This is a genomic window from uncultured Thiodictyon sp., from assembly GCF_903828115.1.
Lineage (GTDB): Bacteria > Pseudomonadota > Gammaproteobacteria > Chromatiales > Chromatiaceae > Thiodictyon.
Genome location: NZ_CAIKKU010000002.1, coordinates 1 through 25,562, shown reverse-complemented (window position 1 = coordinate 25,562; position 25,562 = coordinate 1). Strand labels below are relative to the sequence as shown.

Here is a 25,562-nt window from a genome sequence, read left to right as displayed (position 1 = left end):
CGACAACGATCACGACAACGACAACGACAACGACAACGACAACGACAACGACAGCGGACCCGGGATCTCGGTCGGCACATCAGTTCTGATCGCACCCGTGCCCCGCCGCTCGCGCCGCGCTCCAATGGGGTATCCTGCACTGCTACCCGATCCGTCCCGGCATGATCGACCGCCATGACAGCCTCCGCCACGCCCCTGCCGCCTCCCGCCGGACGCCCGTACACCGGTCGCCGGGCATGGGTCACGGCGCTCGCGGCCAAGGTCTCGCTGCGGACCCTCCTGGTCGTCACCTTCACCCTACTCGCGATCGGCGCCGCGGGCACGGTGGGCATGCTGTCTTACCAGGCCGGCCGGCAGGCCGTAACCACCCTGGCCAACCAGTTGATGGCCGAGATCGGCGCCCGGGTCGACCAACGCCTGGCCTGGTATCTGTCAGGGCTGCGCAACATCGTCGAGACCAACGCGGTGCTGATCCGACAGGGCCGGCTCGCGGCGGACGATACCGCCGGGCTCCAGGGGCATTTTGCCGCCCAACTGGGCCTGTCCCCCGGGGTGGACAGCATCGGTCTGGTCACCGCCCGGCGGGACATGCTGATGCTGGCACGCGGCGGCCCGGACGCCCTGATCATTCGCCGCTGCGACGCCGCGACCGGTTACCGCCTGCATCACTATCGCGCCGACCCGGACGGTCGGCCGGGTGAACTGATCGAGTCGCGCGACAACTACGACCCCCATAACGACCCGCCCGGAAAGCCCTGGTATCCGGCCGTGCGTGAGAGCGGACAGGGCAGTTGGCGCCTGTCGGTGAGCCTGGCCAAGGGGCAGGATCACCCGGCACTGGTCACCTTTTTCGCCCTGCCCTTCGATGACGGCCGGGGCGCGGTGCAGGGCGTGCTGGTCGCCGGGATGACCCTGTCCGGTATCGGCGAGTTCCTGCAGGGTCTGCAGGTCAGCGCCCACGGGCGCGCCTTGCTCCTCGACCGTGACGGGCTGTTGGTCGCCACCTCCACCGGTGAGACGCCCTTCGACAGTCGGGCACGCACCGAACACGGGCAAAATGTTGCGGTCGAGACCCGGCGCCTGGCGGCGAGCGCCAGCACCGATGCGGTGACCCGCGAGGCGGCCCGGCACCTGTCGGCGCTGCAACCGGCGCTGGGGCAGTTGCGGGCCCCGCTGCGTTTCGATTTCGCTTTCAACGGGCAGCGCTACCTCGCCCAGGTCGCCGCGGCCGCCCCGCAGTTGAGCCACCCGGACTGGCTGACCCTGGTCATCGCGCCCCAGCGGGACTTCACGGACCTGATCGCCGCCCACCTGCACCGGCCCGTCCTGCTCGCCGGCCTGACACTCGTGACCGCCGTGCTGCTCGGTCTGGTCGCCGCCGACGCGATCAGCCGCCCCTTGAGGCAGTTGACCGCGGCAACCCGACGCCTGGCCGAGGGTGATTTCGCTCAGTCGCTCCCGCCCGCGCCGATCCGGGATCTGCGTGAGCTGGGTGAGTCTTTCGGCAAGATGACCCTGCGGCTGCGCGATGCCTTCGGCGAACTGCACCAACTCAACCAGACCCTGCGGGTCGCCGAAGGGGAACTGGCCGGACAAAACCAGCAACTGGAGCGGCGCGTCGCGGCGCGCACGGCGGAATTGGTCGCGGCCCAGGTCCGTGTCGAGGACGCGTTGGCGCAGGTCGCGGAGTCCGAGACAAAATACCGGACTATCTTTGAACAATCACCCCTGGGTATCGGACTGACCGACTCACAGACCGGGCGCCTGCTCGAATGTAACCGACGCTTCGGCGAGATCCTGGGACGGACACCGGTCCAGTTGGCCGCGACCGACTGGATGAGCATCACCCACCCCGACGATCTGTCGTTAGACGAAGGACAGATGACGCGCATGAACGCGGGCGAGTCTGCCGGTTTCGAGATGGACAAGCGCTATCTCCGCCCGGACGGCGCGGTGGTCTCGGTGCACCTTACGGTCGCGCCGCTGACCCTGCGGGCGCGGGGGATGCGCTGCCATCTTGGCCTAGTCGAGGACATCACCGCGCGCAAACAGGCGGAGACCGAGCTGCGGCAAAGCGAGGCCCGGCTGCGCAGCTATTTCGAGCAACCGTTGGTCGGTATTGCCATCACCTCGCTGGACAAGGGCTGGCTGGAGATCAATGACCGGCTGTGCACCATCCTGGGCTATACGCGCGACGAGCTGCGGCGCAAGACCTGGACGGAACTCACCCATCCTGATGATCTGACGGCCGATGTCGCCGAGTTCGAGCGCGTCTTGCGCGGCGAGCTCGACAGCTACTCACTGGAAAAGCGCTTTGTGCGGGCCGATGGCCGGGTGGTGCCCACGGACATCAGCGTCGCCTGTATCCGCGGGCCGGACGCCAGACCCGAGTATTTCGTGGCGCTGATACAGGACGTGACTGAGCGCCGCCGGGCAGCGGAGGCGCTGCGCGAGAGCGAGGAGAAATTCCGCCTGGCCTTCGACAATGCCAATACCGGTATGTGTCTGGTGGACCTCGAGGGCCGGCTCTTTCAGGTCAACGACAAGATGACCGCCATCTTCGGTTACGCGAAGGCCGAACTGGAGGGGATGACCGTCAATGACCTGGCGTATCCCGACGACCTGGGCCTGAGTCGGCAGTTTATCGATCATGCGGTGCACGGCACCGGCGACAGCGCGACCTTTGAAAAGCGCTATCGCCATCGCCAGGGCCGGCTTATTTATGGCGCGGTCGCCTCGTCACTGGTGCGCGATGCCCAAGGGCAACCCCGGTATTTCATCTCCCAGGTCCAGGACATCACTGACCGCAAGCACGCCGAGCGGGAGCTGGCGCAGGCCCGGGACGCCGCCGAGACCGCCAACCGGGCCAAGGGCGAGTTCCTGGCCCACATGAGCCACGAGATCCGCACCCCGATGAATGTCGTGCTGGGCCTGGCGCAGGTGCTGAACCGCGAGCCGCTCACCCCCACTCAGCACGACATGGTCGGGCGCATCCAGACCGCCGGGCAGTCGCTGCTGGTCATCATCAACGACATCCTCGACCTGTCCAAGATCGAGGCCGAGCAGTTGCGCCTGGAGCCGCGCCCCTTCGTGCTGGGGGCACTGCTGGAGCGAATCGACACCATGATGGCGCCGGGCGCCCGGGCCAAGGGGCTCGTCTTGCGGGTCGCGGCGGCGCCGACGGCTTTGACCATCATCCCCGCCACTGGGAGCGCCGCACCCCCGTGCGGGGCGATCTCTCACACGGCTGCGGCGTCGCCGGGTGTGGATAGGCCGGGCCGCACTGGGGTGCGGCGCTCCCAGTCGGCCGACCGACAAGCGTCGCTGGCCGGAGCGATGATCAAGGCCCCGCCGGCGGTGCCGGGGCCATCACTGGGGCCGTTGCTTGGCGATGCCCTGCGGCTGGAGCAGGTCTTGGTCAACCTGATCGGCAACGCCGTCAAGTTTACCGAGCGGGGGGAGGTGACCGTTTCCGTGTACACGATCCAGAGCGATGCGGCGAGCGAGCGCCTGCGCTTCGCGGTGCGCGACACGGGCATCGGCATTCCGTCGGAGGCGCTGGACCGGCTCTTCACCCCCTTCACCCAGGCCGAGGAGGGCATTACGCGCCGCTTCGGCGGCACCGGGCTTGGCCTGGCCATCAGCAAGCGCCTGGTGGCCCTGATGGGCGGTGAGATCGGCGTCGCGAGCCGGGTGGGCGAGGGCAGCACCTTCTGGTTCGAGCTCTCATTGGCGCGGGCGAGCGCCGCTGACGGGGTCCTGGCCGCCGTCGCGCCGCTCGGGGGGGCGGTGTCGCCGGCCGGCGCGCCGCGCCTGGCCGGGGCGCATTTCCTGTTGGTCGACGACAGCGCCATGAACCGGGACCTGGTCGAGCGGGCCTTGGCACTGGAAGGCGCCACCGCCACCCTGGCGGCCGACGGCCAACAGGCCCTGCAGGTCTTGAGCAGCCGGCCTGGGGCCTTCGACGCGGTGCTGATGGACGTGCGAATGCCGGTCATGGACGGCCTCACCGCCACCCGTCTGATCCGCGGTGAGTTGGGCCTCACGGACCTGCCCGTGATCGCGCTCACCGCCGGCGTCTTGGCCGAAGAGCGGGAGGCCGCCCGCGCGGCCGGCGTCAACGCCTTCTTGCCCAAACCACTGGACCTGGAGCAACTGACGGCCGTGCTGTTGAACTGGGTCAACCCGAGGCCGGCGGCGCCCGACGCCGACACCGCGGCGGCGCCTGGTGAGCCAACCCCGGCCGCCGCGCCGGTCCGCGGTCAGGACGCGGTCGGGGGATTCCCTGACATTGAGGGCATCGACCGGGCGCGGGCCGGGCAACTGATGCCTGACCGGGACCTGTTTCTCCGGGCGCTGGGGTGGTTCGCCGACGAACATGGGCAGACCGCCGACCGCGCGGCCCTTGACCTGGCCCAGGGCGAGCGGGCGAGCGCCGCCCGGCGGATGCACAACCTGCGGGCGGGGGCGGGCCAACTCGGGGCCGCGGACCTCGCGGCCCTGGCCGGGGCACTGGAGGCGGCCATCGAGCGGGGCGAGACGGGACTTGAGGGGCGGCTCGCCGCCCTTGGCCGCCAGGTCGCGGACCTGCTGGCGGCCAGCGCGCCCTGGCGGGAGGCCGCAAGGCCCGGGACCCCGGCGCCGGCCGCAGCGCCGCCGCCGCCCCTGGACGCCGAGCGCCTCGCCGCGCTGCGCGAGGACCTGCGTCGCCGCAACCTGCAGGCCCGGCAGGGCTTCGAGGACCTGCGACCGGCGCTCGCGGGCGTGCTGGGCGAGGCCGGTGCCGAGGCGCTCGGCCGTGCCATCCACGGCCTGCGCTACGCGCAGGCGCTCGCCGCCTTGGATGAGGCCGCGGCGGGCTCCAATCGTGACCCCAGGCAGGAGACCAACCCGTGACAGCGACCGCCAGAATCCTGATCGTCGATGATGATCCCGCGGCCATCGAGGTGGTGGCCCATGCGCTGGCGGGGCTCGGGGAGCTATGTTTTGCCACCAGCGGGGCAGAGGCCCTGTCCCTCATGGCGGATGACCCGGCCGACCTGGTCCTGCTCGATGCCAACATGCCGGACCTGGACGGTTTTGCGACCTGCCGGATCCTGCGGCAGGACTATCCGGACCTCCCGGTGATCTTCGTCACGGCCTACGGCGAGGAGGGGCACGAGGTCCGGGCACTCGCGGCCGGGGCCGTCGACTTCATTCACAAGCCCATCAAGCCGCCGGTGGTCCGCGCCCGGGTCGGCGTGCACCTGCAACTGCGCGCGCTGAACGCGGCCTTGCGCGTCCTGAGCGACTGTGATTCCCTGACCGGTATCGCCAACCGGCGCGCCCTGGATGACCGGCTGGACCAGGAGTGGCGGCGGGCCGCACGGCACGGGCAGCCGCTCGGCCTGCTGATGATCGATATCGACCACTTCAAGCGCTACAACGACCACTACGGCCACCTCCAAGGCGACGCTTGCCTGCGCCGGGTGGCGCAGGCCCTGGCCGACACGGTTACCCGCGCCGGCGACCTCGCGGCCCGCTACGGGGGTGAAGAGTTCGCGGTGCTGTTGCCCGGCAGTTGCCTGACGGCGGCCGCCGCGCTGGGCGCCCGGGTCTGCGCCGCGGTCCGGGCCCTGGACCTGCCCCATGCCGGGTCCGACGCGGCGCGCCAGGTCACGGTGAGCATCGGGGTCGCCAGCGGCGTGCCGCGGCCGGTGCCGACCCTTCCAGGCCCCCAGGCGACCAGCCCGCCTGCCGCCGACGGCGCCGCGGGCCTGGAGTGCATCGCGGCCTTGCTCACACGGGCCGACCGGGCGCTCTATGCCGCCAAGGCCGCGGGCAGGGATCGGGTCTGCGTGGACGAGCCTGGGGCGCCCTGCTGATCCCGCCGGGCGCTGTCGGCGTAGCGCCCTGACAGGCTTGATCCTCGTCGGCAATAGTCTAATATTCAGGGGAAAGGACGAAAACAGGAAATATACGACACACGGGAGGTCGCTACGGTGTTTCTCAAGACGCTGGTGTGGGGGGCGGTGGCGGCGTCGTTGGCCAGCGGTGCCTACTTCGTCGCGCAGGAGCTGAGGACCTCTGAGTTGCAGGCGCGCTACTTCTCCGCCATCGTTGACCGGATGCGCTTTCAGGTGGAGCCGGGGTCCAGCCCGGCCATCCGTTATCCGACTGGCGGACCCTACGATCAGCGGCTGGGTTATGCGCAACTGCCGGACTTCTTGCCACGGCTTAAGGCGGAGGGGTTCGCGATTGCCGCCCAGGCGCGCCTCTCGCCGACGCTGCTGCGGGCGATGGATTGGGGCTTCAACGCCGCCTATCCGGAGAAGAGCCAAGCCGGGCTGCGGCTCTACGATCGCGATGGCAAGGCCCTGTTCGAGGTGGAATATCCGGGCCGGGTCTACCCCGATTTCAAGGCGATCCCGCCCCTGGTGCTCAAGACCCTGCTGTTTATCGAGAACCGCGAGTTGCTGGACGAGCGCTATCCGCACATCAATCCCGCGGTCGAATGGGATCGGTTTGCGCGTGCCGGCGCAGGCCTTGCGGCGCGTAAGCTCGGGGCCGATCTGCATGTCTCGGGTGGCAGTACGCTCGCGACCCAGACCGAAAAATTCCGCCATTCCCGCGGCGGTCGTACCGGCTCCGTGCCGGAAAAAATTCGGCAGATGGGCAGCGCCTCATTGCGGACCTACCTCGGGGGGCCGCAGACCCTGGAGGCGCGGCGCGCCATCGCACTCAACTATCTGAATGCCATACCGCTCGCCGCCGTGCCCCGTTATGGTGAGGTGCATGGTCTCGGTGACGGTCTGTGGGCCTGGTTCGGGGTCGACTTCGACACCGTCAACGCGCTGCTGACCTCCGGCAGTCTCGGTGCCGACCAAGGCGCCGCCGGGGTCACCGAGCCGCAGGCCCGTGCCTATCGTCAGGTCCTGTGCCTGCTGCTCTCCCAGCGCCGTCCCTCCTGGTATCTGCGCGAGGGACATGCCGACCTGCAAACCCTGGCCGACAGCCATTTACGTCTGCTGGCCGCACGCGGGGTCATCAGCGGGGCACTGCGCGATGCCGCGCTGCGGGTCAGGACTGATCCTGCGGCGTACCCGGTGCCGGTCCTGGCGGCGTTCGCCGATGACGGCAAGACGAGAAGCGTCTGGCGCGCCCGGCTCGCCGCCGCCTTGGGGCTGGATCGGCTCTATGATCTGGATCGGCTTGATTTGACCGCGCGCGCGACGCTCGACCTGCCGACCCAGCGGGCCGTGACGGATGCCTTGCATCAACTGCGGCGGCCCGAGCAGGCGCGCGCGGCCGCCGTGATCGGCGGCCGCCTGCTCAATCCCGCAAGCAGTCTGGAGCCCGTCGTCTACAGTCTGATGCTGTTTGAGCGCGGCCCGGCAGGCAACCGGCTGCGCGTCCAGGCTGACAATTACGCCGGACCACTGGACGTGAACGAGGGTATCCGCCTGGACCTGGGCTCGACCGCCAAGTTGCGGACCCTGGTCCATTATTTGGAGATCATCGCGCAGTTGCACGGCCACTATGCGGGGCAGCCTGCCCAGCAGTTGCGTGAGCGCAAGATCAACCCGCGCGATCACCTGTCGGACTGGGTGATCAAGCAGCTCCTCGCCAATCCTAAGATCGACCTGTCCGCGCTGTTGCAGGGCGCGCTTGAGCGGCGCTATTCGGCCAGCCCCGGGGAGTCGTTTTTCACCGGTGGCGGCTTGCATACCTTTGCCAATTTCAACAGTTCGGACAATGGCTCCATCATGACGGTCCGCATGGCGTTGCAGAACTCGGTGAACCTGGTCTTCATCAGGCTGATGCGCGATCTGGTCTATTATCATCTCTACCATCCGCAGGGGGTGGCACACTGGATCGACGAAGGCGATGGTGAGATGCGGCAGGCGTATCTGGAGCGCTTTGTCGATAAAGAAGGGCAGACCTATCTGCACCGGTTCTATCAGAAATATCGCGGCAAGAGCGAGGCGCAGGCCTTGGCCTTGCTGACCGACGGCGTGTATCCCCTGCCGCATCGCCTGGCCACTGTCTACCGGTCGGTGTACCCGCGGCGGGACCTTGCCGCCTTCGGCGCCTGGCTGAGTGCCGAGCACCCGGCGCTGTCCGCGTCCGACCTCGACGAACTCTATCAAAAATATTCGGTCGAGCACTTCGATCTGCAAGACCGCGGCTACCTCGCGCGCATCCATCCGCTGGAACTCTGGCTGGTCGGCTACCTGGCGGAGCATCCCAACGCCACCTTCAGCGAGGTGGTGGCCGCGAGCCGCGAGCAGCGGCAGCAGGTCTATCGCTGGCTGATGAAGGACAGTCGCCGGCGCGCTCAGGATACGCGCATCGCGACCCTGCTCGAAACCGATGCCTTTATGATGATCTATGATGCCTGGAAGCGGGTGGGGTACCCCTTCGAGACCATGACGCCATCCTATGCCAGCGCCATCGGTGCCTCGGGGGACCGTCCCGCGGCGCTGGCGGAACTCGTTGGGATTCTGCTGAATGACGGCAAACGCCGGCCGCTGGTGCGCTATGAGAGCCTCGACTTTGCCGTCGGCACGCCATACGAGACGCGGTTGCAGATGCCCCAGAGCGAGGGCGAGCAGGTGCTGTTGCCGCAAGTCGCTGCGGCCGCGCGCGGCGCGCTCGTGGGGGTGGTCGAACAGGGTACCGCCGTGCGGGTCAAGGGGGCCTACAAAGGACCGGACGGCAAGCCGTTGCTGGTCGGCGGCAAGACCGGTACCGGCGATCATCGCCGCGAGGTCTTCGGTGTCGGCGGCCGGCGCAACGCCAGCCAGGTCATCAGTCGCGCGGCGGTGTTCACCTTCTTTATGGACGACCGCTTTTTCGGTGTATTGACCGCCTATGTGACCGGGCCGAGCGCGGCAGGCTACCGCTTCACCAGCGCCCTGCCGGTGCAGATACTCAAATCGCTGGAGCCGACGCTGCGGCCCTTGATCGCCAGGGCCTATGCGCCGCCGCCGGCCCCCGAACCAACGAAGCCGGAAACGGTCACTGAGCTTGCTGCCGGGGTCACACCGGTTGCACCGACAGCGGCCGCCGGCACTCGGGGCGCAACACCGGTTTCCCGCCCGGCACAGAAAAGCACAAAGGTCGTGACGCCGAAGAAGGCGAAGGCCGTCAAGCCCGCGCCAAGAAAAATCCGCAATCTCGAAGATCTGTTTTAAGCGCCGTCAACGGCCACCTGTTCGTGACCGCGCGTCTTCTCCCATTCCCGTGACACCGCATCCAGTGGATGCTACTCGCGGATCTCCATGTTGCGCTGGGCCTCCATCAGTGTCCGCTCGTCCTCCGGCGTCAGCTTGGGCTGGTCGATGCGCAGCGTGAGCCGCTCCAGGGTGCCGCTGAAGCGCAACGGCACCTGGTAGTCCCCGTCGTCGACCCCGGTGCCGGTGTCGGCGCCGACGGTGAGTTCGCCGGTCCAGATGAAGGTGTCGCGCCCGGCGGTGGGGCTGGGGCGCGGGGTGGCGCCCCGGGTGAGGAAGCACGAGTCCAGCGGCAGCACCTGGTGCCTTTGCGCCTCCTCCCAAAACATGCCCTGTAACTCCTTGAGCTTGTGGCCATACCGGTTCGCGACATGCTCAGACTGGGTCCAGTCATGGCGCAGGTCATAGAGTTCCCAGGGGAAATCCAAGGGGTCTCGCGCGGGCGACAGCAGGTCCCAGGGCGGACGCACGACCGCCGTGCCGGCCATCCAGCCGTCATGGTAGAGGGCGCGGTCACCCATCATCTAGAAATACTGAAGGTCCAGCCCCACGGGGCGGCCATTTGTGGATAGGTCTTGTCGGACCCCCAGATGTCATAGAAGCGCGCGAGTTGGTCGATGGATTCGGTTGAGTGCTCACTGGGTGCCCTGCGACCGGCGCTGACAGCGGCCGGATTCGCTCTACGCGATTCTAGCAGCCGCTCGTGATTTTGCTATGATTCCAAGCAGGTAAGCCGCCGGGCCGCCGCAGCCCTTGGACCGATGGCGATGGTGCGGCACTGGTTGTCGCGGACCCGTGACAGCCTCGTCAGAACGAGAACCCGCGTCGGCGGATTCTTGCCGAATCCTTAGCGCCCTGATAGGCTTGATCCTTGTCGGCAATCTAACCCAGGATTGAAGGGAAGCAACGAAAACAAGGCAAGTACAGCAATGGTCCGTCACATCCCCTGCGGCACCTTCGTCAACGAGAGCGAGCGCCTCGCCTGCGCGCGGCTACGCGCCAAGCTCCAGGCCGCCCCCGGCGACTGGATCATCCTCTCCAACCTCAATCACGCCCAACACCCCAGCGTCCGCTCCGACGAGATCGATGCCGTCGTCATCGGCCCGCCTGGCGTCTTCGTCCTGGAGGTCAAGCACTGGGACTCGGACTACCTCCGCAAGAACCCCCAGGTCGCCGAGCGCGAGGCCGACCGCATCGACACCAAGGCCAAGCGGGTGGCCGGAAAGCTGCGCCCGCGGCTCGACCCCGGTTTCGTCGCGGCGCGGCTGCTGCTGACGCGGGGCGAGGTCCGCTTCGATGCCGCCAAACGCCCCAGCCCGCGCGGCGTGGGCGTCTTCGGACTGCCTGAATGTGCCGATCTGGTGGCGGTCGGCGACCGGGAGCAACTGAGCCCTGACCAGATCGAACTCGCCGCCCGGCTGCTGGAACCCAACGTCAAGGTCACGCTCAACGGCGAGTTGCGCACCTTCGCCGGGCTCGTCAACCTGGAGCGGCTGTCCAACAAGTCCGACGCCTTCCACCGCATCTACCGCGGCCAGCACCCGACCCGCCGCGATCGGGTCATCCTGCACCTCTACGACCTGTCCGCCACCCAGGAGAAACAGGCCCTCGATCTGGCGCGGCGCGAATTCGAGACCATCCAGCGTTGGCAGAAGAGCCCCTTTGTCCCCAGCCTGTTGGACTCGTTCCAGGAGGCCGAGGGCTATCCCGGCGAGTTGGTCTTCTACTCCCTGGTGGACCCGGCCGCACCCACCCTGTCCGAGCGGCGCAAGGATAGCGGTTGGGACCTGCCCGCACGGCTCGCCTATGCCCAGGCCGCCGGCGCGGCCCTGCGGCAATTCCATCAGCCGCAAGACCCGAACCTGACGGCCATCGTCCACCGGCGCCTGTCACCGGAGAGTCTGCGCGTCCGTCACAACGGCGCACCCTTGTTCACCGACTTCAACCTCACCCGGCTCCAGGACGCCGAGACGATCTCCCCCGCCCAAGTCGACTTCGGGGACCTGCTGCCCTTTGTCGCCGCCGAGGTCCGCCAAGGCGGGCTGGCCGCCGCCGACGCCCGCTCCGACATCGCCGCCCTGTGCGCGTCCCTGCTCACCCTCTTTGAACCCGGCGAGCCGCTCGCCGATCAGGTCCGCGGCATCCTGGAACTGGGCTGCGCTCCCAATCCCACCGACCGCCCGACCCTGGACGACCTGGCCCAGGCCCTCGCCAAACTGACCCCGGCCGAGGCCCCGGCCGCACCGCCGAGCCTTCCGCCCGCCGATTACTGGGACGAGGACACGGTGGTCGATTTCCAGCAGTCCCGCTACAAGATCGTCAGCCGACTGGGGCGCGGCGGCATCGGCCAGACCTTCAAGGTGGTCGAACTCGATGCCCATTCCGACGAGAAGTTCGGCACCTATGTCGCCAAGCTGGTACGCGATGCCGACGACGGCGAGGCCGCGATTCTCGCCTACAAGCGCGTGCGTGCCTATACGACCCACCCGAACCTCTCCACCATCCACGCGTTCGCCCCGGACTGGGAGCCGGACCGCTTCGTTGCCCTGATGAAGTGGGTCGAAGGCCAGCCCCTGCACGACCTGACCGGGGTCCTGGACCTCTACGCGGAAGACCTGGGCGAGGCCTCCGCCGAGGCCCTGGCCCAACGCTGGCTGATGGACCTGTGCGCCGCCTTGGGCGAACTGCATCGGGTCGGCCTGGTGCATGGCGATGTCAGCCCCAAGAACCTGATCGTCCAGGGCGGAACCCTAATCCTCACCGATTACGACACCGTAGCCCTTGCCGGCGAAGCAGCCCGCGGCGGGACCTTCCCCTATACCAGCCCGGCCGTCCAGGCCCGCCAAGCCATCCAACCCGCGGACGACCTCTACGCCCTGGCGGCCAGCCTCTTCCACTGCCTGACTGACCGGGAGCCCTTCGCCTATGGGACCGAGCGGCGGAAAGATCGGGGACTCAACTGGGACGGCATCGAGGGCTACGCGACCCTGCGCCCTTTCCTTGACCGCGCCACGCACCCGGACCCCGCCCAGCGCTTCGCCGATGCCCTGGACGGCGGCCGGTTCCTTGCCGATCAGGTCCGAGAGGCGCACCCGAACACTGACCACAAGGCAATCAAGACCGCCCCGCCGGCGCTGATACCCAACACCGTGCCCTGGCTGCGCCAACTGCTCTCGTCCTATCCCGGCTCCCGCCACGGCAACAGCGAGACCCGCGGCCTGGACTCACCCTTTGCCGAGGCCACCTACGTCGAGACCCGCCTCGACGACACCCTGCTCGCCGAGATCGAGGCCGGCGAGATCAATCTCGTGATCCTGTTCGGCAACGCCGGGGACGGCAAGACCGCTTTCCTGCAACATCTGGCCCAGCGGCTGGGCCTGCCTGACATTCACTCTTCCCAGCGCGTCTGGGAGACCCGGCTTAGCAGCGGCAAGCAACTAAAGGTCAATCTGGACGGCGCCGCCGCCTGGGAGGGCCAGAGCGCCAATGCCATGCTGGACAACCTGTTCCGGCCCTTCCACACCTCGAACTTCTCTCGCGGGCGCGTCCATATCGTCGCAGTCAACAACGGCAAGCTGCTGGAATGGATCGAAACCCAGCCGGAAGACACCTGGCTCACGGAGCCGCTGCGCCGGGTCCTCCTGGGCGAGGACGCGGCGATGAAGGAGCCGCGCTTCCGACTCATCGACCTCAATCGTCGTTCGCTGGTCGGCGGCATCGACCAACGCCGGTTGACCACCGACTTCCTCGACACCCTGATCGAGCGCCTGCTGGGAGGCGACACCGACCCCTGGGAACCCTGCACCACCTGCACCGCGCAGGGTCGGTGCACCGCCCGCCACTCGGTCCAGTCACTGCGCGACCCCGACCAGGGCCCGCGCCTGCGGGAGCGCATCACGGACCTGCTGCAAGCCTGCCACCAACGGGGCGAGATCCACATCACCGCCCGCGAGCTGCGTGCGGCCCTGTCCTACTGCCTCTTCGGCGTCTATGACTGCGCCGAACTGCACGCGGACCCGGACCTGCGTCCAACCCACTACTGGCAGCGCGCCTTCGATGCCCAGTCGACCCAGCGCCAGGGCGAACTGCTAGCCGAGATGGCACGCTTCGACCCCGCCCTGGAGGCGGACCCCATCCTGGACCGTCGGCTCCTGCGCGAGCCCGGGCCGGAGCGCGCCGAGGAGCACCTGACCCAGGCGCGTCGCCGCGCCTGGTTCACCCGCCCGGTTGGGGCCGAGGACGGCGATATCGCGCTCGCGAACGGGCGCTATCTCGCCCGGTTCCGTGGGTTGCCGCTGGCGTCACCCCAGGAAGCCGCTGTGCTCCTGCGCGACCTCTGCCTTGGCATCGCCCGCCTGGAAGACCTGCCCGCACTGGCCTTCGCACCGAGTCAATTGGCCTTGGGCGTACCCCTGCGCCTCACACCGCGCACCCCCACCGAGAGCGCCTTCTGGGTCGTCAAACCCTGGGAGCGCTTCGACCTCAAGCCCGCCCTGCCGTCGGCCGCCGTGGGGCTGGAGACCCTGCATACCCACCTGCACCTGATCTATCGTTACGCCAACGGCGGGCAGGAGGTCCTGACCCTGGGCCTGGAACTCTTCCACCTGTTGCTGGAACTGAAGGACGGCGTGCAGATCTCCGGCGTAGCCCAAGAGGGCGTCTTCGCCAATCTGGAGATCTTCACGCAACGGCTGGCACAGGAAGACGCTCGATCGCTCCACGGCTGGCATCCCAGCGAAGAAGACAGGGTCTTCCGGGTGCGGATCGAGCCGCGCGAGGGGCGGCAGGTGTTGGTGCGAGAACTGGCGCAGCCGTCATAAGTCACCGAACGATTGCGAGCTAAAGCCATGCAAGCCCAAGATCGTCGCCGGCTTTTCCCCGTTCTCGCGTGATGAAGCCCATCAGCGATAGCATCTTTGTGGGTTGCAGATATGAACACGACCGAAATCGAAGGCATGAGCATTGCCGAGCGCATTCATGCCATGGAAGCGATCTGGGCTTCTCTGTTGAAAAGCGACTCAGATATGGAATCGCCCGACTGGCACCAAGACGTTTTGTTCGAGCGGCGCAGACAGATCGACGAGCCTTCCGCTGAATTCGTCTCATTGGCCGAGTTAAAGGCAGCGCGTCGGTAGTGCGCAGAGCGGTCTACTTGCCTAAGTTGGTAACGCCGGTTGAGTTGATGGAGACATTGCAATGACCACCACCCCCGTCTGCCGAAACCCGATAGTGGCCGAACTTCATGCCATACGCGAACAGCTTGCCGAACGCTTTCACAACGATCTTGCGGCGTATTCAAGGGCAGCGGATGCTCACTGTCGCGAACTGGGATTCCACACTGTACCGTCGCCTACGGCAGTGCAGTCCCATGAGGACGCTTCCCACTGCGGACCGTTGCCGCGGAATCACGGCCATCATAAAGCTGATCTGGCTGACCTATGAAACCTGAATCTGACCCCGTAGTATGCACCGCCTATTGCGAGAACTCGGCGATTGGAGCCTTGCTATGATCAACCTGTCCGTTCCCATTCCCGAAGGCGCCTTCTCCGCCCTGCGTCTGGACCCGCCCGGACTGGCTCGGGAAATGCGCCTGGCCGCCGCCATCCAGTGGTACGCCCAAGGCAGGATCAGCCAGGATAAGGCCGCCGAGATTGCAGGGCTCACCCGCGCGGCCTTCATCGACGCCTTGTCTCAGGCGCGGGTATCGCCTTTTCAGTTCAGCGCAGAGAGTTTGCGGGAGGACCTCGCGGATGTTGATTGATCGGGTCATCATCAACGCCTCACCGCTGATTACCCTGTTCAAGAGCGGCCAGGCCGATCTACTTCCGAGGCTCTTTCAGTCCGTCTTGGTACCTGATACCGTTTGGCGAGAAGTCGCCGCCACCGGGCATGAGGACATAGCAACGCGAAGCCTCTCCGCAACACCCTGGCTGACACGACTCCCTGTCCAGCCGCTCGATCTGCGGGTACTGGCCTGGGATGCCGGACCGGGTGAGACCGAACTACTGAGCTATGCGCGGAAGAACCTGGATACCTTGGCCATTGTGGATGACGATTATGCCCGACGGTGCGCCCGCAGCCTGCAAGTCCGGACCCTGGGTACCTGCGGCGTCCTTATTCTGGCGAAGCGCCGCGGCTTGATCGCTGCCGTAAAGCCGGGTGTGCGCGCATTGTGCGATGCCGGTCTGTGGCTCTCGCCTTCCGCAATTCAGACGGTGCTTGCGGCTGCGGGAGAACTATGATCGGAACTGCTCTTGCCTTGACAGCCGATACCCCAACGTAACACAGGAGTCGATCAGATGCCGCGCCCAGTCAAGAGCATTGTCGAGGATGTGCTGACCCCCCAGCGGACTCGCCGTCTATGGACCGTCAACTACTACCCTGCTTTGCCTATTAGCCCTATCGCTTTTGACATTAGTGCGCTGCTGCCGGCAATGCTCTACATGGCGCGCTTTGGCCATCGGCGAGGCCGGGGGCGTTTCGTGCAAACCTTTGGTAAGACCCGAGACGGAACTCCTTTGGCACCGACCATTAAGGACGTGGTCGATCATCTTTTATCCCGCCCGATCTCTGCCATTGACGGCTTCGACGATCCGGTCGGCAAGTCCATGTTTGGAGATCTACTTCTGGCTTGGTGCCTCGGCAACAGCAAGCACGCGGAGGGGCACTTGGACCAGGTGCAGCGCGTTTACCCAACACATTACCTCGCGTGTTGGATCGATCTACCGACTGTGGTTATCAACTTGCGCGGTGTTCCGGAGCTTCTGACCGCGCTGCTTGCGCACCAGGACTCCGGCGAATGGATTGACACGCATGGCACGGGATATTTCCCGGTGGGCGTAACCCACGCCGAAAATCGCTTGCTTTCGCTGTTCGGCCGCAGCATGGAGATTCGGGGCACGCACGGAACCGATCTCAGTTCGGATACCTTTGTCGAGGCCCGCGCGGACAGCGTCGGCATCGATGAATTGCTCGCGATCCGGATGGCGCAGGCGTGTGGTGGTGCCCCATTGAAGGCAAAAGGGAGGGACGAGAGCGAACGTATCCCGAACCGCCATCCTTTGGCCCGATGCGCCGCCGAGGTGTTGCGGGAGGATCTGTCGGTTTTCATCGAGGTGTATGGCGATTCGGTACCACGACAGGCGTTCCTGCAGATGTTGGAATCCGGCATCGGCATCGGACTCGTCAACCTACTGCTTTCCAGCGCCCGCGTCCTCGCCGAATGGGAGCGTACCGGCGCCGTCCCTGAATCTGCACAGCAATCTCCATGGCCCTTATTCGTGGATGCCTCTCGTGGTCAGGACAGGACGTTGCGCGACCTCTCAGAGGAGTCCGTGACCGAGTGTCTGCGGTGCTACGAGCGGCTGCCGGTCAGGATGATGATACTGAGGACGCTTGACGACCGGGTTCGCAATCACCGAAAGCTGCACAACCAGTTGCCCGTAGCAACTCCCGACGCGACCCAGTTCATCGATTTATTGGGAGAGATCTATCATGGTCGACATCCGCGCGCCGAAGCGATTCTGGATGCCTTTCATGATGACTGCCAGCGTCTTGCGGACAGTCTGGAGGCCGAGGGGGAAGTTCCGGAGGTTGCGGGCGCTTTACGTTCGGGAACTGATAATCCGGTCTTGCGTCTGGCGGAGGCCATGTGCGCATTGATGGGGGATAAACTCCAACGCTCTCAGTTCATGAAGGCGCTGGAGAACGCACTCATGACCGACCTTCCCAACGGCTTGGCAATCAAGCGCCGGGTCAGCCGTCAACAGCATGGCGAGCGTCGCTCGCAGGACCTGCGGAGCATTGTGTTCACTCCGACCCTGCTGGATTTCCTCGTCCACCGCCATCTGCGCAAGGCCGCCAAGGGCAAGCCGTTCCATTCATTGTCGCTGCCAGATTTCCTTAAGTTGCTGCGGGAACGTTACGGTCTCTATGTGGACCGCGAACCGCCAGGACAGCCCGTTTCTCAGGAGCTACTGTTGCGTAACAAGGATTGGTTCGAGCGAAGGCTGCGTGACCTTGGGTTGCTCATTGGGGTAAACGACGCCGAATCGATGAAACAGTTGCGGCCAAGGTACCAAGTGGAGAGCAGCGATGCTGTCTGATCAAGCGGCACTGATCCTCGGCGCTGCTTTCGGCCGAATCCTGGGTAGACCGGAGACCGGCAGCATGGCCTTCGTACGCTGCCTACCGCCGGATGTGGCTGCGGCGCTGGCGGCCCACGAAGGCTTTTCAGTCCGGGGCTGGCGGGTGGCCGCCGTGCTCGAGTCACCAAACTCAAAAGCCCGCGCCATCACTGCCGATCAGGCCGTGGAGTGGCGTGAGGGTAAGGGGGACGCGACTCTGCTCCTGGTTGATCCTAGTCGGGCCGGGGCGGGCATGGACGGCATCTATGGGGCGACGAGGGAGATCGGGGAGGCAGAGGTCTTCAAAGTTGCCCTCGACCTAGCACAAAAAGACCTGCTGCCCGGCTACCGGGGATTCGCGAAAAAGGCGCTCAATAAGGCTGGCTGGAGGCTCCGTAGACGCCCCTTGGCCCCCTGGGCAGCGCTATCCTATCTGTGCCAGGCACGCGAGGACCCGCGACAAGTCGGTACCGCCTTGTCGCTGATCGGTCTGTGGCCTGTCGCAGTGGAGGGCATACCGCATGAAGCCGATCTGGACAATTCGCTACGCCTGGTGGAGCGGCTGATCCCCGTTCAAGGCTCTGGCCTATCGCCCGAACAACGCGCTGCTGCCTTGAAGCTCGGCGATTCAAAGGCCGCTCAACAGGCCAAATTGGCTAGCATTCTTCGCGAAATCGAGAGTCTGCCCCGCCAGGTTGCCCTGACTCGCCTGGCACAGGAACCTGACCTTTGGCTGAACAACATGAGTCCGGGCCTGTTCGACGAGGAAACCCTCAACGCCATCGAATGGTTGCCCTGGCGCGGAAAGACAAAGAAACCCGCCGCCTGGTCGGGGTTGCGAGAAACCGGCGATGGGCGCTTAGAACTGCGACTGAGTCCCGACGCTGATGACCGCACCAACCGTGCCCGCCTGGAGGTTCGTTGGAAGACCGATCCGGACACCCTCGCGAAAGGGGTCGTCGACTATCTCGTTCAGGTGACATCTGATCAGGATGTGCTAGCTGAGAAGAAGCCCTCCCACACCGGCAAGTCGCCCCAGAAGGCGGTCTTCACTCAGGACGATTTCGATGTTTTGGAGGACGATGCGCGGTTTGAAGCCCTAGTGACCATCCGTGCGCTCGGGGGCAGCGCCTGCGAGGCAGAGAGCGAAGACTTTGTGCTCTGCTTCGGCGATACAGAGAAATCCGCCAAGAGCAGCGCCGGCAAGGTCCGTCCAACTTTGGCCCTGGCGGTGGCCCATCTTGCAACGGATGGCGAGGCATTCAAAGATCTGGCTCGGAACCCCGGCAACCGGTCCGTATTCAGCACCGACAAGAAAGGCTTCATCACCTGCCGGCTGGACGGCAAGGTCGGTCGGGTCTTCTGTCCGCCCCTGATCGCGGAGCTTGGCCGGGATTGGGTGAATCGGAAGGGCGCGCTCGGCCGTTGGCGTCTGGCGGTTCGCTCCGATGGCACGCCGATCGGTGAGCCGGAGTTCATTCCTGTCTCGTCGGAGTCCGGCGCCGGGCGCCTGGCGCAGCAATCGCGCCAGTTGGCGAGTTGGATGGCCGGCAGTCAGGGACCGTTGGGCATCCTCTACCACCATGAGATTCCTGCGCTGAATCAGTATGTGCTGGCTGCCTCCGATGCCTGGCAACAAGGCGCGCCCGAGTTGACCCTCATCAATACCTTGGAGGTCGTTTCACTCGCCGGGCGCACACTGGGCCTGGTCGTACTGCCCATCCACCCGTTACGTGTCGCCTGGCAACAGAGTTTCGACTTGCTCGTGGCCCATCACCGCTACGAGGAAAACCTGTCGGCGGCAAAGCTGGAGCTACTCCTGGAACGTATCACGGGCGCCCACTATCCGGCTTTCCTCCCAGGGGTAGAGCCCGGGGAGGCGTTCGTATTCGCCGATACGCTCGGATTCCATGCGGTTGCACTGGTCCGCACGGACGACCCTGAGCCGAAGGCGACGGTCGCGTTGCTCGGCCGGCTGATGGGTGGCGATGAGAGCACCGCGCCGTCCGTTGGCAAGGGCGCGGCGGCGGCGCTGGCCGGGGAGATACGCCGCTATCTGCAACTGCACCCTCAGTATCGGCGCGTTCGTGTCCATGCCTTACGCGCCGGTGATGCGATGCCGGTAGCGCGCGCCCTGGGCCATGCCTTGACGGCAGCGACTGAGGGCGAGGACGCGCCGGAGGATACCGATAGGCAACTCTGTTACGAACTTGACCTCTTTCCAGGCTCCGGCCAGACCAGCACCCAGACGGGGCGCTTCCTGGCTGCCACCGCCGAGCGTCGGCGCAGCGGCGCGGGCTCGGTACCGGAGGCCGATCGTTGGCTGCTGGAAAGCGTGACGCGACCGGGTGGCGTGACCCTGCCGCGGCTGCGCTGGGCGCGCCGGGCCGGCTCCAGGCCCACGACTCCCGCCCATGTCTCAATCGCCTTCGATTGCTTCGCCTCGCGCGTGGAATGCCGCAATCAGGCCGCGCTGCCGGCCGATGGGGTGCTGGAGGCCCACGGGCTGATGCTGATGCCGAGCCGGGAATTCCATGCCGCGCCTACGCCGCATTGGTTGAGCTTCATCCCTCCCAACCCGGACGGCGAGAAGCACCCGGTCACCGGCATCCTGACCAAGCGCCAGGTGGGGCTGCACGCGCACATCCTGAGGGCCGTGGTCCGCCACCTGGGCGGCGGGACGGATGACTGGCCGGTCTTGGTGACCGAGGTCTCCGCGGATCAGGCGGACCTGCTGGCCGATCTGCACCGGCTATGCGATTGGGTGGTGACGGCGGACCGCAACGCCGGGATCGAGTATTTCGACTCGCCCCGCGAGCTGCCCCGTGTCTACGACAATTACATTATCGACTGCGTACCGGAACGCGACGACCTGGGATTCATGCAGTTGATCACCTCCACCAGCAGTTTCGACGAGGTCGTCAATCTGCTGGACGGCGCCTTGGGCGAGATGGGCCTGTCCGCCAGTCCGCGCAATTGCACCTATCTGCTGGATGCACTCAAGGCGGTCAGCGGCCGGTTGGCGCTGCGGCTGGCCGGGGCCGGCAATGCGGTCCAGGAGATGATTGCGGTCGCGCTGGCGCAACGGCACTGTGCGCGGGCAGGCGGTGATGACCCGGCCTGGCTGTCGCTGGCCGAGGGATTCCTGATCCCGCTCGACGACGTGCCCGAGTTGTTCCGGGAGCCGGGGAAGCTGGTCGAGGGCGGCGAGCAGCGGGCCGACCTGCTCTATGTGAGCGCGACCAAGAAGGGCGGATTGCGACTGGCCTTCGTTGAGATAAAGTTCCGGCGCTATCTCAAGACCGCCCGCTCCGCGGACCTGGCGGAGGGGATGGAACGCCAGATCGCGGCATCCTGTCAGCGCTGGGGCCAACTCTTCGGCGCTCGGACCTCGGCCCTGGAGAAGACCGTCAACCGCGCCTGGCTCGCGCGCATCCTGCGCTTCTACGGGCGCAAAGGGCGGCGTCATGGGTTGTCGGAGGATGCGTTCACTACCGCCATGAGGGAGATCGACCGGGTGGTTCGCAAAGATGCCGAACTCCCCGATCATCTGGAGATCAAGCGGATCGGGTTTGTCTTCTGCCCCGAGTATGGCGGGCACCAGCCGGCGCGGATCGAGCACAGCGGCGAGGCGGATTTGTGGCTGTTCGGGCCGGATATCCTGCCGGAGCCGCGGGCGGCCTCAATGGATGACGGGGAAGGTTCTGATGCTCAGGCCGAACGGGGCATGCGCCCCGTCCGAAACGTTTCGGATGCCCCGGATACCCTGAGCCCTGGCGTTTTCCCCGAGTCCTCAAACGCTTGGGACGGGGTTGCAAACCCCGTCCCGCCTGAAAGCAATCGCCCCGTCCCGCCTGAAGTCTCGGCTGAACCTGTTGTCATCGACTCCGTGAGCCGCCTGGCGGCGGCTGACCGAGAGGATGTCGGCGGTCTCAAGCCCGCCGAATGCGGACCGGACCCCGCCGCGACCGGCGAGGCGACGGTGCTGCTCGGCCATCGGGAGTCGGGCGACGAACCCGTCATCTGGCGCCCGAGCATCCGGGCGAATCCCCATCTGATGATCCTTGGGCAGCCGGGCATGGGCAAGACCACCACCTTGATCAATGTCTGTCTCCAACTCCAGGCGCAGGGCGTAACGCCGATCGTCTTCTCCTACCACGAGGACATCGACGAAAAACTCACCAAGGAACTGCCGCAGCCGCCATTGGTCGTCCGCTATGCGGGGCTCGGATTCAATCCGATGGAGGTCGTCGGCGACAATCCGCTCGGGTATCTGGACAACGTCGGGATGCTGCGCGACATCTTTTCTGCGGTCTTCCCGGATCTTGGCGATGTGCAACTGGGGCGCCTGCGCGAGGCAATGAAGCAGAGCTATGCGGACCTGGGCTGGTCGCCGGGTCAGACCGGTGCGGCCCCGGCGTTCGGCAGCTTCCTGGATCGGCTGCGTGCCGAGGAAAAGCCCGACAAGGGCCTGCAAACCCTGCTCAATCGGTTGAACGAGCTTGATGACTATGGCCTGTTCGGCGCCGGGAGCGGTGCGCCCTCACTCTTGGATCAGGACCTGCTGTCCCTGATCGAGGTCCACGGCACCCAGAACGAGCATCTGCAACGGGCCTTCGCGACCTTCGTCCTCTACAACCTCTATCAGGGCATGTTCCGCCGCGGACCTCAGGGCCGCATTACCCATGCGGTGATCTTCGACGAGGCCCACCGCGCCGCCCGCCTCAGGCTGATCCCGACCATGGTCAAGGAGTGCCGCAAATACGGCATCGCCTTCGTCGTCGCCTCCCAGGAGGCCAAGGACTTCGATCCCTCGCTGTTCACCGCGGTCGCCAATTATCTGGCCCTGCGCTTGAGTGAGGCCGACGCGAAGCTGATGGCAAAGAACTTCGCCGTAGCGGACAAGGTCGCGCTCTATACGGACCGCATCAAGCAGATGCCGAAGTACCAGGCGATGTATTACGGGGAGGGGCTGCGCACGCCGATCAGGGTGGCGTTGGCGCAGTATCGGAATCCGGATCGAACCGCGAAATGAAGCGTTCCGGATCCTCCGGGTACCGGTAGCCGTGGCGGTTTCCCGGAGTCCCCAAACGTTCGGGACGGGGTTTCAAACCCCGTCCCGCCTTAGAATTGGGAGAAAGCTCCGCAATCACGCCGCCTCGAGTCGGACCTGGACGCGCAACCCAAGGGTCGCCGCGATATTCACCAGAGCATCGACCGAGAAGCGTGAGATGCGCCCGCGCAGCAGGTCATTCATGCGCGGCTGGGTCACCCCGCAGCGCGTGGCCGCCTCGTTCTGAGTCCACCCCTGCTCTGCCACGATGGCGGCGATTTGGTCCATCAGTTCGGAGCGCAACTTCAGGTTCGCCGCCTCTGCGGGTGTGTCGGCGATGGCATCCCACACACTGGCAAAGGTCTGGATGGCTTGCTTGTTCGTTGGGTCGCTCATTGCTCGCCCCGTATCGGTCGAGTGAACCGCAGCTTGGCGATATCGATGTCGCGCTTCGTGCCGCGGGTCTTTTTCTGAAATGCGTGAAGGACATAGAGGGCATCGGCGAGACGCGCCGGGTAGATGACCCGAAAGGTTCCCGCCTCATCCCAGATGCGGATCTCCTCGACGCCCTTGCCGATCGTCGGCATGGGCTTGAAGTCATCGGGAGGCTGGCCGCGCTGGACCCGGTCGAGTTGACGCCCCGCGTCTTGCCGAGCGTCGCACGGAAAGGCCCGCAGGCACTTGAGGGCGTCGCCCAGGAATCGCACGGGTTTCATGTGTCCAACTATATCCATTCCAATATATGGGAGCAAGGTCCGACAAGGTGTTTGTCTTCGCCGATTATGAACGCGATCTGCGTCCAGGCGCCGGGCAGGCCAGGGCGCAGACCGGCCGCTCCCTGTCCGCCACCGCGGAACGTCGGCGCAACCGTGCCAGCGCGGTGCCGGAGGGGGACCGGGGGTTGCTGGACAGCGTCGCCCGCCCGGGTGGCGTGACCCTGCCCCGGCTGCGCTGGGCGCGCCGCGCATCGACTGCGCACCGGAACGCGACGACCTGGGATTCATGCAGTTGATCACCTCGACCAGCAGCTTCGACGAGGTCGTCAATCTGCTGGACGGCGCCTTGAGGCAAAAAAGAGCCAGGATCGAGTTGTTTAGGATCAAGTGGTTTTCACCCGCTTCGGGCAGGTAGAAATACCCAAGCTTGGCTCCTTTACCCTAACAAATAAGGCAAGATAAACAGGTTGTTATGGCTGCGACTACCATGGTTCACGTCCGCATCCACGAACAAGTTAAGGCACAAGCCACCGAAACGATATGGTTGCGCCCTACGAGCTATCTTGCGGCCTCGATCAGCTCAATGTCCTTTCTAAGCAGATCATTGACCAGGCGATCAACAGGCACACCCTTGGCGTCCGCCCGCGCCGCCAGGTAACTCCGGACCTCCGCATCCAGATAGACCGGAACCCTAAGCACGGCACCTTCTCGAAAGAACTTACCCCGCTGTGCTCCGGAGAAGTCGATCTCTGCGGGCATCTCGTCGTTCGTGTCGTCGATTACGTGTGACATAGCGGACCTATCGCGGCTCGTTCTGGTACTGTTGCCGTTCGCGGCGTGTGGCTTCTCTGGCAGAGATGATTCGGACCAAAGCACTCTCCCCGGACTCGCACAGATACGTGTGAGAAACCGCCAGAAATCTGCGGCGGGTGGTTTCGCCGAGGGTAAACCAGCGTTCCTCCTCGGTGCTGTGCGCCGCATCGAACACGGTGAGCGCCATCGGATCCAGCAATACCTCGGTGGCCTCGCCAAAGGTGACGCGATGGTTCGACTCATTTTTCTGGGCTTTGATAGGATCCCAGGTGATGTCGATGCGCTGACGGGCCATCAAATCTCCGCAGTGAAAGGCTTACTTACGCAGTGGTATCAGGTTCGCGATGCGGCTCGGATTTGCCGGCGTGATGGTACGCGACGGGGGGCAGAGTCTCAAGGTAGATACTCTCAGTTCGCGGCTGGATCGCGCGCTGGGGGAAATGTGCCTGTCCGCCAGCCAGCGCAATTGCACCCACCTGCTGGATGCACTCAAGGCGGTCAGCGGCCGGTTGGCGCTACGGCTGGGCGGGACCGGTAATGCGATCCAGGAGATGATCGCGGTCGCGCTGGCGCAGCGGCACTGCGCACGGGCGGGCAGCGACGAGCCGGCCTGGCTGTCGCTGGCCGAGGGCTTCCTGATCCCGCTCGACGACGTGCCGGAGCTGTTTCGGGAGCCGGGGAAGTTGGTCGAGGGCGGCGAGCAGCGGGCGGACCTGCTCTATGTGAGCGCGACCAAGAAGGGCGGATTGCGACTCGCCTTCGTGGAGGTGAAGTTCCGCCGCTATCTCAAGACCGCCCGCTCCGCGGACCTGGCGGAGGGGATGGAGCGCCAGTTTTCCCCGAGTCTCCAAAAGTTCGGGACGGGGTTGCAAACCCCGTCCCGCCTGAAGCAGTCCCGTCCCGCCTGAAGTCTCGGCTAAACCTGTTGTCGTCGACTCCGCGAGCCGCCTGGCGGCGGCTGACCGAGAGGATCTCGGCGGTCCCAAGGCCGCCGAATGCGGACCGGACTCCGCCGCGGGCGGCGAGGCGACGGTACTGCTCGGTCACCGGGAGTCGGGCGACGAACCCGTCATCTGGCGCCCGAGCATCCGGGCGAACCCGCACCTGATGATCCTTGGGCAGCCGGGCATGGGCAAGACCACTACCCTGATCACTGTCTGTCTCCAACTCCAGGTCCACGGTACCCAGAATGAGCACCTGCAACGGGCCTTCGCGACCTTCGTGCTCTACAACCTCTATCAGGGCATGTTCCGCCGCGGACCTCAGGGCCGCATTACCCACGCGGTGATCTTCGACGAGGCCCACCGCGCCGCCCGCCTCAAGCTGATTCCGACCATGGTCAAGGAATGCCGCAAGTATGGCATCGCCTTCGTCGTCGCCTCCCAGGAGGCCAAGGACTTCGATCCCTCACTGTTCACCGCGGTCGCCAATTATCTGGCCCTGCGCTTGAGTGAGGCCGACGCGAAGCTGATGGCAAAGAACTTCGCCGTGGCGGACAAGGTTGCACTCTATACCGACCGCATCAAGCAGATGCCGAAGTACCGGGCGATGTATTACGGGGAGGGGCTGCGCACGCCGATCAGGGTGGCGTTGGCGCAGTATCGGAATCCGGATCGAACCGCGAAATGAAGCGTTCCGG

Annotated in this window: 17 protein-coding genes; 12 read left to right on the top strand and 5 right to left on the bottom strand. The window is 65.7% G+C overall.

Going from position 1 to position 25,562, the window contains the following annotated elements:
• Window positions 1-174 precede the first annotated feature (174 nt).
• The 3 genes from QZY48_RS00120 (at window position 175) to QZY48_RS00110 (ending at window position 9,176) form a co-directional block, all read left to right on the top strand.
• Window positions 175-4,896: a PAS domain S-box protein gene (locus QZY48_RS00120; protein WP_295426300.1), complete on the top strand. Its 4,722-nt coding sequence runs from the start codon at window positions 175-177 to the stop codon at window positions 4,894-4,896.
• Window positions 4,893-5,864 (top strand): diguanylate cyclase, encoded by a 972-nt coding sequence (locus tag QZY48_RS00115; RefSeq protein WP_295426298.1) that lies wholly within the window; start codon window positions 4,893-4,895, stop codon window positions 5,862-5,864. Before QZY48_RS00120 ends, QZY48_RS00115 begins: the two co-directional genes overlap by 4 nt.
• A gap of 117 nt (window positions 5,865-5,981) precedes the next feature.
• Complete coding sequence (locus QZY48_RS00110; RefSeq protein WP_295426296.1) at window positions 5,982-9,176, top strand: transglycosylase domain-containing protein; 3,195 nt, start codon at window positions 5,982-5,984, stop codon at window positions 9,174-9,176.
• Window positions 9,177-9,247: 71 nt separating this feature from the next.
• On the opposite strand, the gene QZY48_RS00105 is transcribed toward QZY48_RS00110, so the two are convergent.
• Entirely contained in the window at window positions 9,248-9,739 is a 492-nt protein-coding gene (locus tag QZY48_RS00105; RefSeq protein WP_295426294.1) for a hypothetical protein, read from the bottom strand.
• A gap of 405 nt (window positions 9,740-10,144) precedes the next feature.
• Between QZY48_RS00105 and QZY48_RS00100 the strand changes: the two genes are divergently transcribed.
• From QZY48_RS00100 to QZY48_RS00075, 6 genes are all read left to right on the top strand, one after another.
• The gene (locus QZY48_RS00100; RefSeq protein ID WP_295426293.1) at window positions 10,145-14,035 is read left to right on the top strand and encodes an NERD domain-containing protein kinase family protein; all 3,891 of its coding nucleotides are present in this window, start codon (window positions 10,145-10,147) and stop codon (window positions 14,033-14,035) included.
• Between the two features lie 111 nt (window positions 14,036-14,146).
• Window positions 14,147-14,350 carry an addiction module protein gene (locus QZY48_RS00095; protein ID WP_295426291.1) on the top strand — a complete coding sequence of 68 codons (204 nt, stop codon included), beginning with the start codon at window positions 14,147-14,149 and terminating at the stop codon, window positions 14,348-14,350.
• Window positions 14,351-14,721: 371 nt separating this feature from the next.
• Window positions 14,722-14,976 (top strand): UPF0175 family protein, encoded by a 255-nt coding sequence (locus tag QZY48_RS00090; protein ID WP_295426290.1) that lies wholly within the window; start codon window positions 14,722-14,724, stop codon window positions 14,974-14,976.
• Window positions 14,966-15,457, top strand: a complete 492-nt coding sequence (locus QZY48_RS00085) for a DUF3368 domain-containing protein (RefSeq protein WP_295426289.1) — start codon at window positions 14,966-14,968, stop codon at window positions 15,455-15,457. The genes QZY48_RS00090 and QZY48_RS00085 overlap by 11 nt, the downstream gene beginning before the upstream one ends.
• A 57-nt stretch (window positions 15,458-15,514) precedes the next feature.
• Entirely contained in the window at window positions 15,515-17,320 is a 1,806-nt protein-coding gene (locus tag QZY48_RS00080; RefSeq protein ID WP_295426288.1) for a hypothetical protein, read from the top strand.
• Complete coding sequence (locus tag QZY48_RS00075; RefSeq protein ID WP_295426287.1) at window positions 17,310-22,376, top strand: hypothetical protein; 5,067 nt, start codon at window positions 17,310-17,312, stop codon at window positions 22,374-22,376. Before QZY48_RS00080 ends, QZY48_RS00075 begins: the two co-directional genes overlap by 11 nt.
• A gap of 114 nt (window positions 22,377-22,490) precedes the next feature.
• Here QZY48_RS00075 and QZY48_RS00070 read toward each other — a convergent pair whose 3' ends face one another.
• Both QZY48_RS00070 and QZY48_RS00065 read right to left on the bottom strand, forming a co-directional pair.
• Complete coding sequence (locus QZY48_RS00070; protein ID WP_295426285.1) at window positions 22,491-22,790, bottom strand: XRE family transcriptional regulator; 300 nt, start codon at window positions 22,788-22,790, stop codon at window positions 22,491-22,493.
• Window positions 22,787-23,110 (bottom strand): type II toxin-antitoxin system RelE/ParE family toxin, encoded by a 324-nt coding sequence (locus tag QZY48_RS00065; RefSeq protein ID WP_295426283.1) that lies wholly within the window; start codon window positions 23,108-23,110, stop codon window positions 22,787-22,789. The genes QZY48_RS00070 and QZY48_RS00065 overlap by 4 nt, the downstream gene beginning before the upstream one ends.
• 47 nt (window positions 23,111-23,157) lie before the next feature.
• Here QZY48_RS00065 and QZY48_RS00060 point away from each other — a divergent pair, with 47 nt between their 5' ends.
• The gene (locus QZY48_RS00060) at window positions 23,158-23,406 is read left to right on the top strand and encodes a hypothetical protein (protein ID WP_295426282.1); all 249 of its coding nucleotides are present in this window, start codon (window positions 23,158-23,160) and stop codon (window positions 23,404-23,406) included.
• A gap of 262 nt (window positions 23,407-23,668) precedes the next feature.
• Here the strand turns inward: QZY48_RS00060 and QZY48_RS00055 are convergent, their stop codons facing one another.
• Complete coding sequence (locus tag QZY48_RS00055) at window positions 23,669-23,902, bottom strand: hypothetical protein (RefSeq protein WP_295426280.1); 234 nt, start codon at window positions 23,900-23,902, stop codon at window positions 23,669-23,671.
• A gap of 7 nt (window positions 23,903-23,909) precedes the next feature.
• Window positions 23,910-24,218, bottom strand: coding sequence for a BrnT family toxin (locus tag QZY48_RS00050; RefSeq protein WP_295426278.1), 309 nt, complete (start codon window positions 24,216-24,218; stop codon window positions 23,910-23,912).
• A gap of 49 nt (window positions 24,219-24,267) precedes the next feature.
• On the opposite strand from QZY48_RS00050, the gene QZY48_RS00045 reads away from it, so the two are divergent.
• Window positions 24,268-24,831 carry a hypothetical protein gene (locus QZY48_RS00045; RefSeq protein WP_295426277.1) on the top strand — a complete coding sequence of 188 codons (564 nt, stop codon included), beginning with the start codon at window positions 24,268-24,270 and terminating at the stop codon, window positions 24,829-24,831.
• 199 nt (window positions 24,832-25,030) lie between these two features.
• Window positions 25,031-25,552, top strand: coding sequence for a hypothetical protein (locus QZY48_RS00040; RefSeq protein ID WP_295426275.1), 522 nt, complete (start codon window positions 25,031-25,033; stop codon window positions 25,550-25,552).
• The last annotated feature ends 10 nt before the right edge of the window (window positions 25,553-25,562 follow it).

Excerpts from the sequence above, each read along its gene's own strand:
- QZY48_RS00105 (WP_295426294.1), bottom strand. The coding sequence starts at position 9,739 with ATGATGGGTGACCGCGCCCTCTACCATGACGGCTGGATGGCCGGCACG.
- QZY48_RS00070 (WP_295426285.1), bottom strand. The coding sequence starts at position 22,790 with ATGAGCGACCCAACGAACAAGCAAGCCATCCAGACCTTTGCCAGTGTG.
- QZY48_RS00055 (WP_295426280.1), bottom strand. The coding sequence starts at position 23,902 with ATGTCACACGTAATCGACGACACGAACGACGAGATGCCCGCAGAGATC.
- QZY48_RS00085 (WP_295426289.1), top strand. The coding sequence starts at position 14,966 with ATGTTGATTGATCGGGTCATCATCAACGCCTCACCGCTGATTACCCTG.
- QZY48_RS00075 (WP_295426287.1), top strand. The coding sequence starts at position 17,310 with ATGCTGTCTGATCAAGCGGCACTGATCCTCGGCGCTGCTTTCGGCCGA.
- QZY48_RS00045 (WP_295426277.1), top strand. The coding sequence starts at position 24,268 with ATGCGGCTCGGATTTGCCGGCGTGATGGTACGCGACGGGGGGCAGAGT.
- QZY48_RS00090 (WP_295426290.1), top strand. The coding sequence starts at position 14,722 with ATGATCAACCTGTCCGTTCCCATTCCCGAAGGCGCCTTCTCCGCCCTG.
- QZY48_RS00120 (WP_295426300.1), top strand. The coding sequence starts at position 175 with ATGACAGCCTCCGCCACGCCCCTGCCGCCTCCCGCCGGACGCCCGTAC.
- QZY48_RS00040 (WP_295426275.1), top strand. The coding sequence starts at position 25,031 with ATGATCCTTGGGCAGCCGGGCATGGGCAAGACCACTACCCTGATCACT.
- QZY48_RS00050 (WP_295426278.1), bottom strand. The coding sequence starts at position 24,218 with ATGGCCCGTCAGCGCATCGACATCACCTGGGATCCTATCAAAGCCCAG.
- QZY48_RS00080 (WP_295426288.1), top strand. The coding sequence starts at position 15,515 with ATGCCGCGCCCAGTCAAGAGCATTGTCGAGGATGTGCTGACCCCCCAG.
- QZY48_RS00100 (WP_295426293.1), top strand. The coding sequence starts at position 10,145 with ATGGTCCGTCACATCCCCTGCGGCACCTTCGTCAACGAGAGCGAGCGC.
- QZY48_RS00095 (WP_295426291.1), top strand. The coding sequence starts at position 14,147 with ATGAACACGACCGAAATCGAAGGCATGAGCATTGCCGAGCGCATTCAT.
- QZY48_RS00065 (WP_295426283.1), bottom strand. The coding sequence starts at position 23,110 with ATGAAACCCGTGCGATTCCTGGGCGACGCCCTCAAGTGCCTGCGGGCC.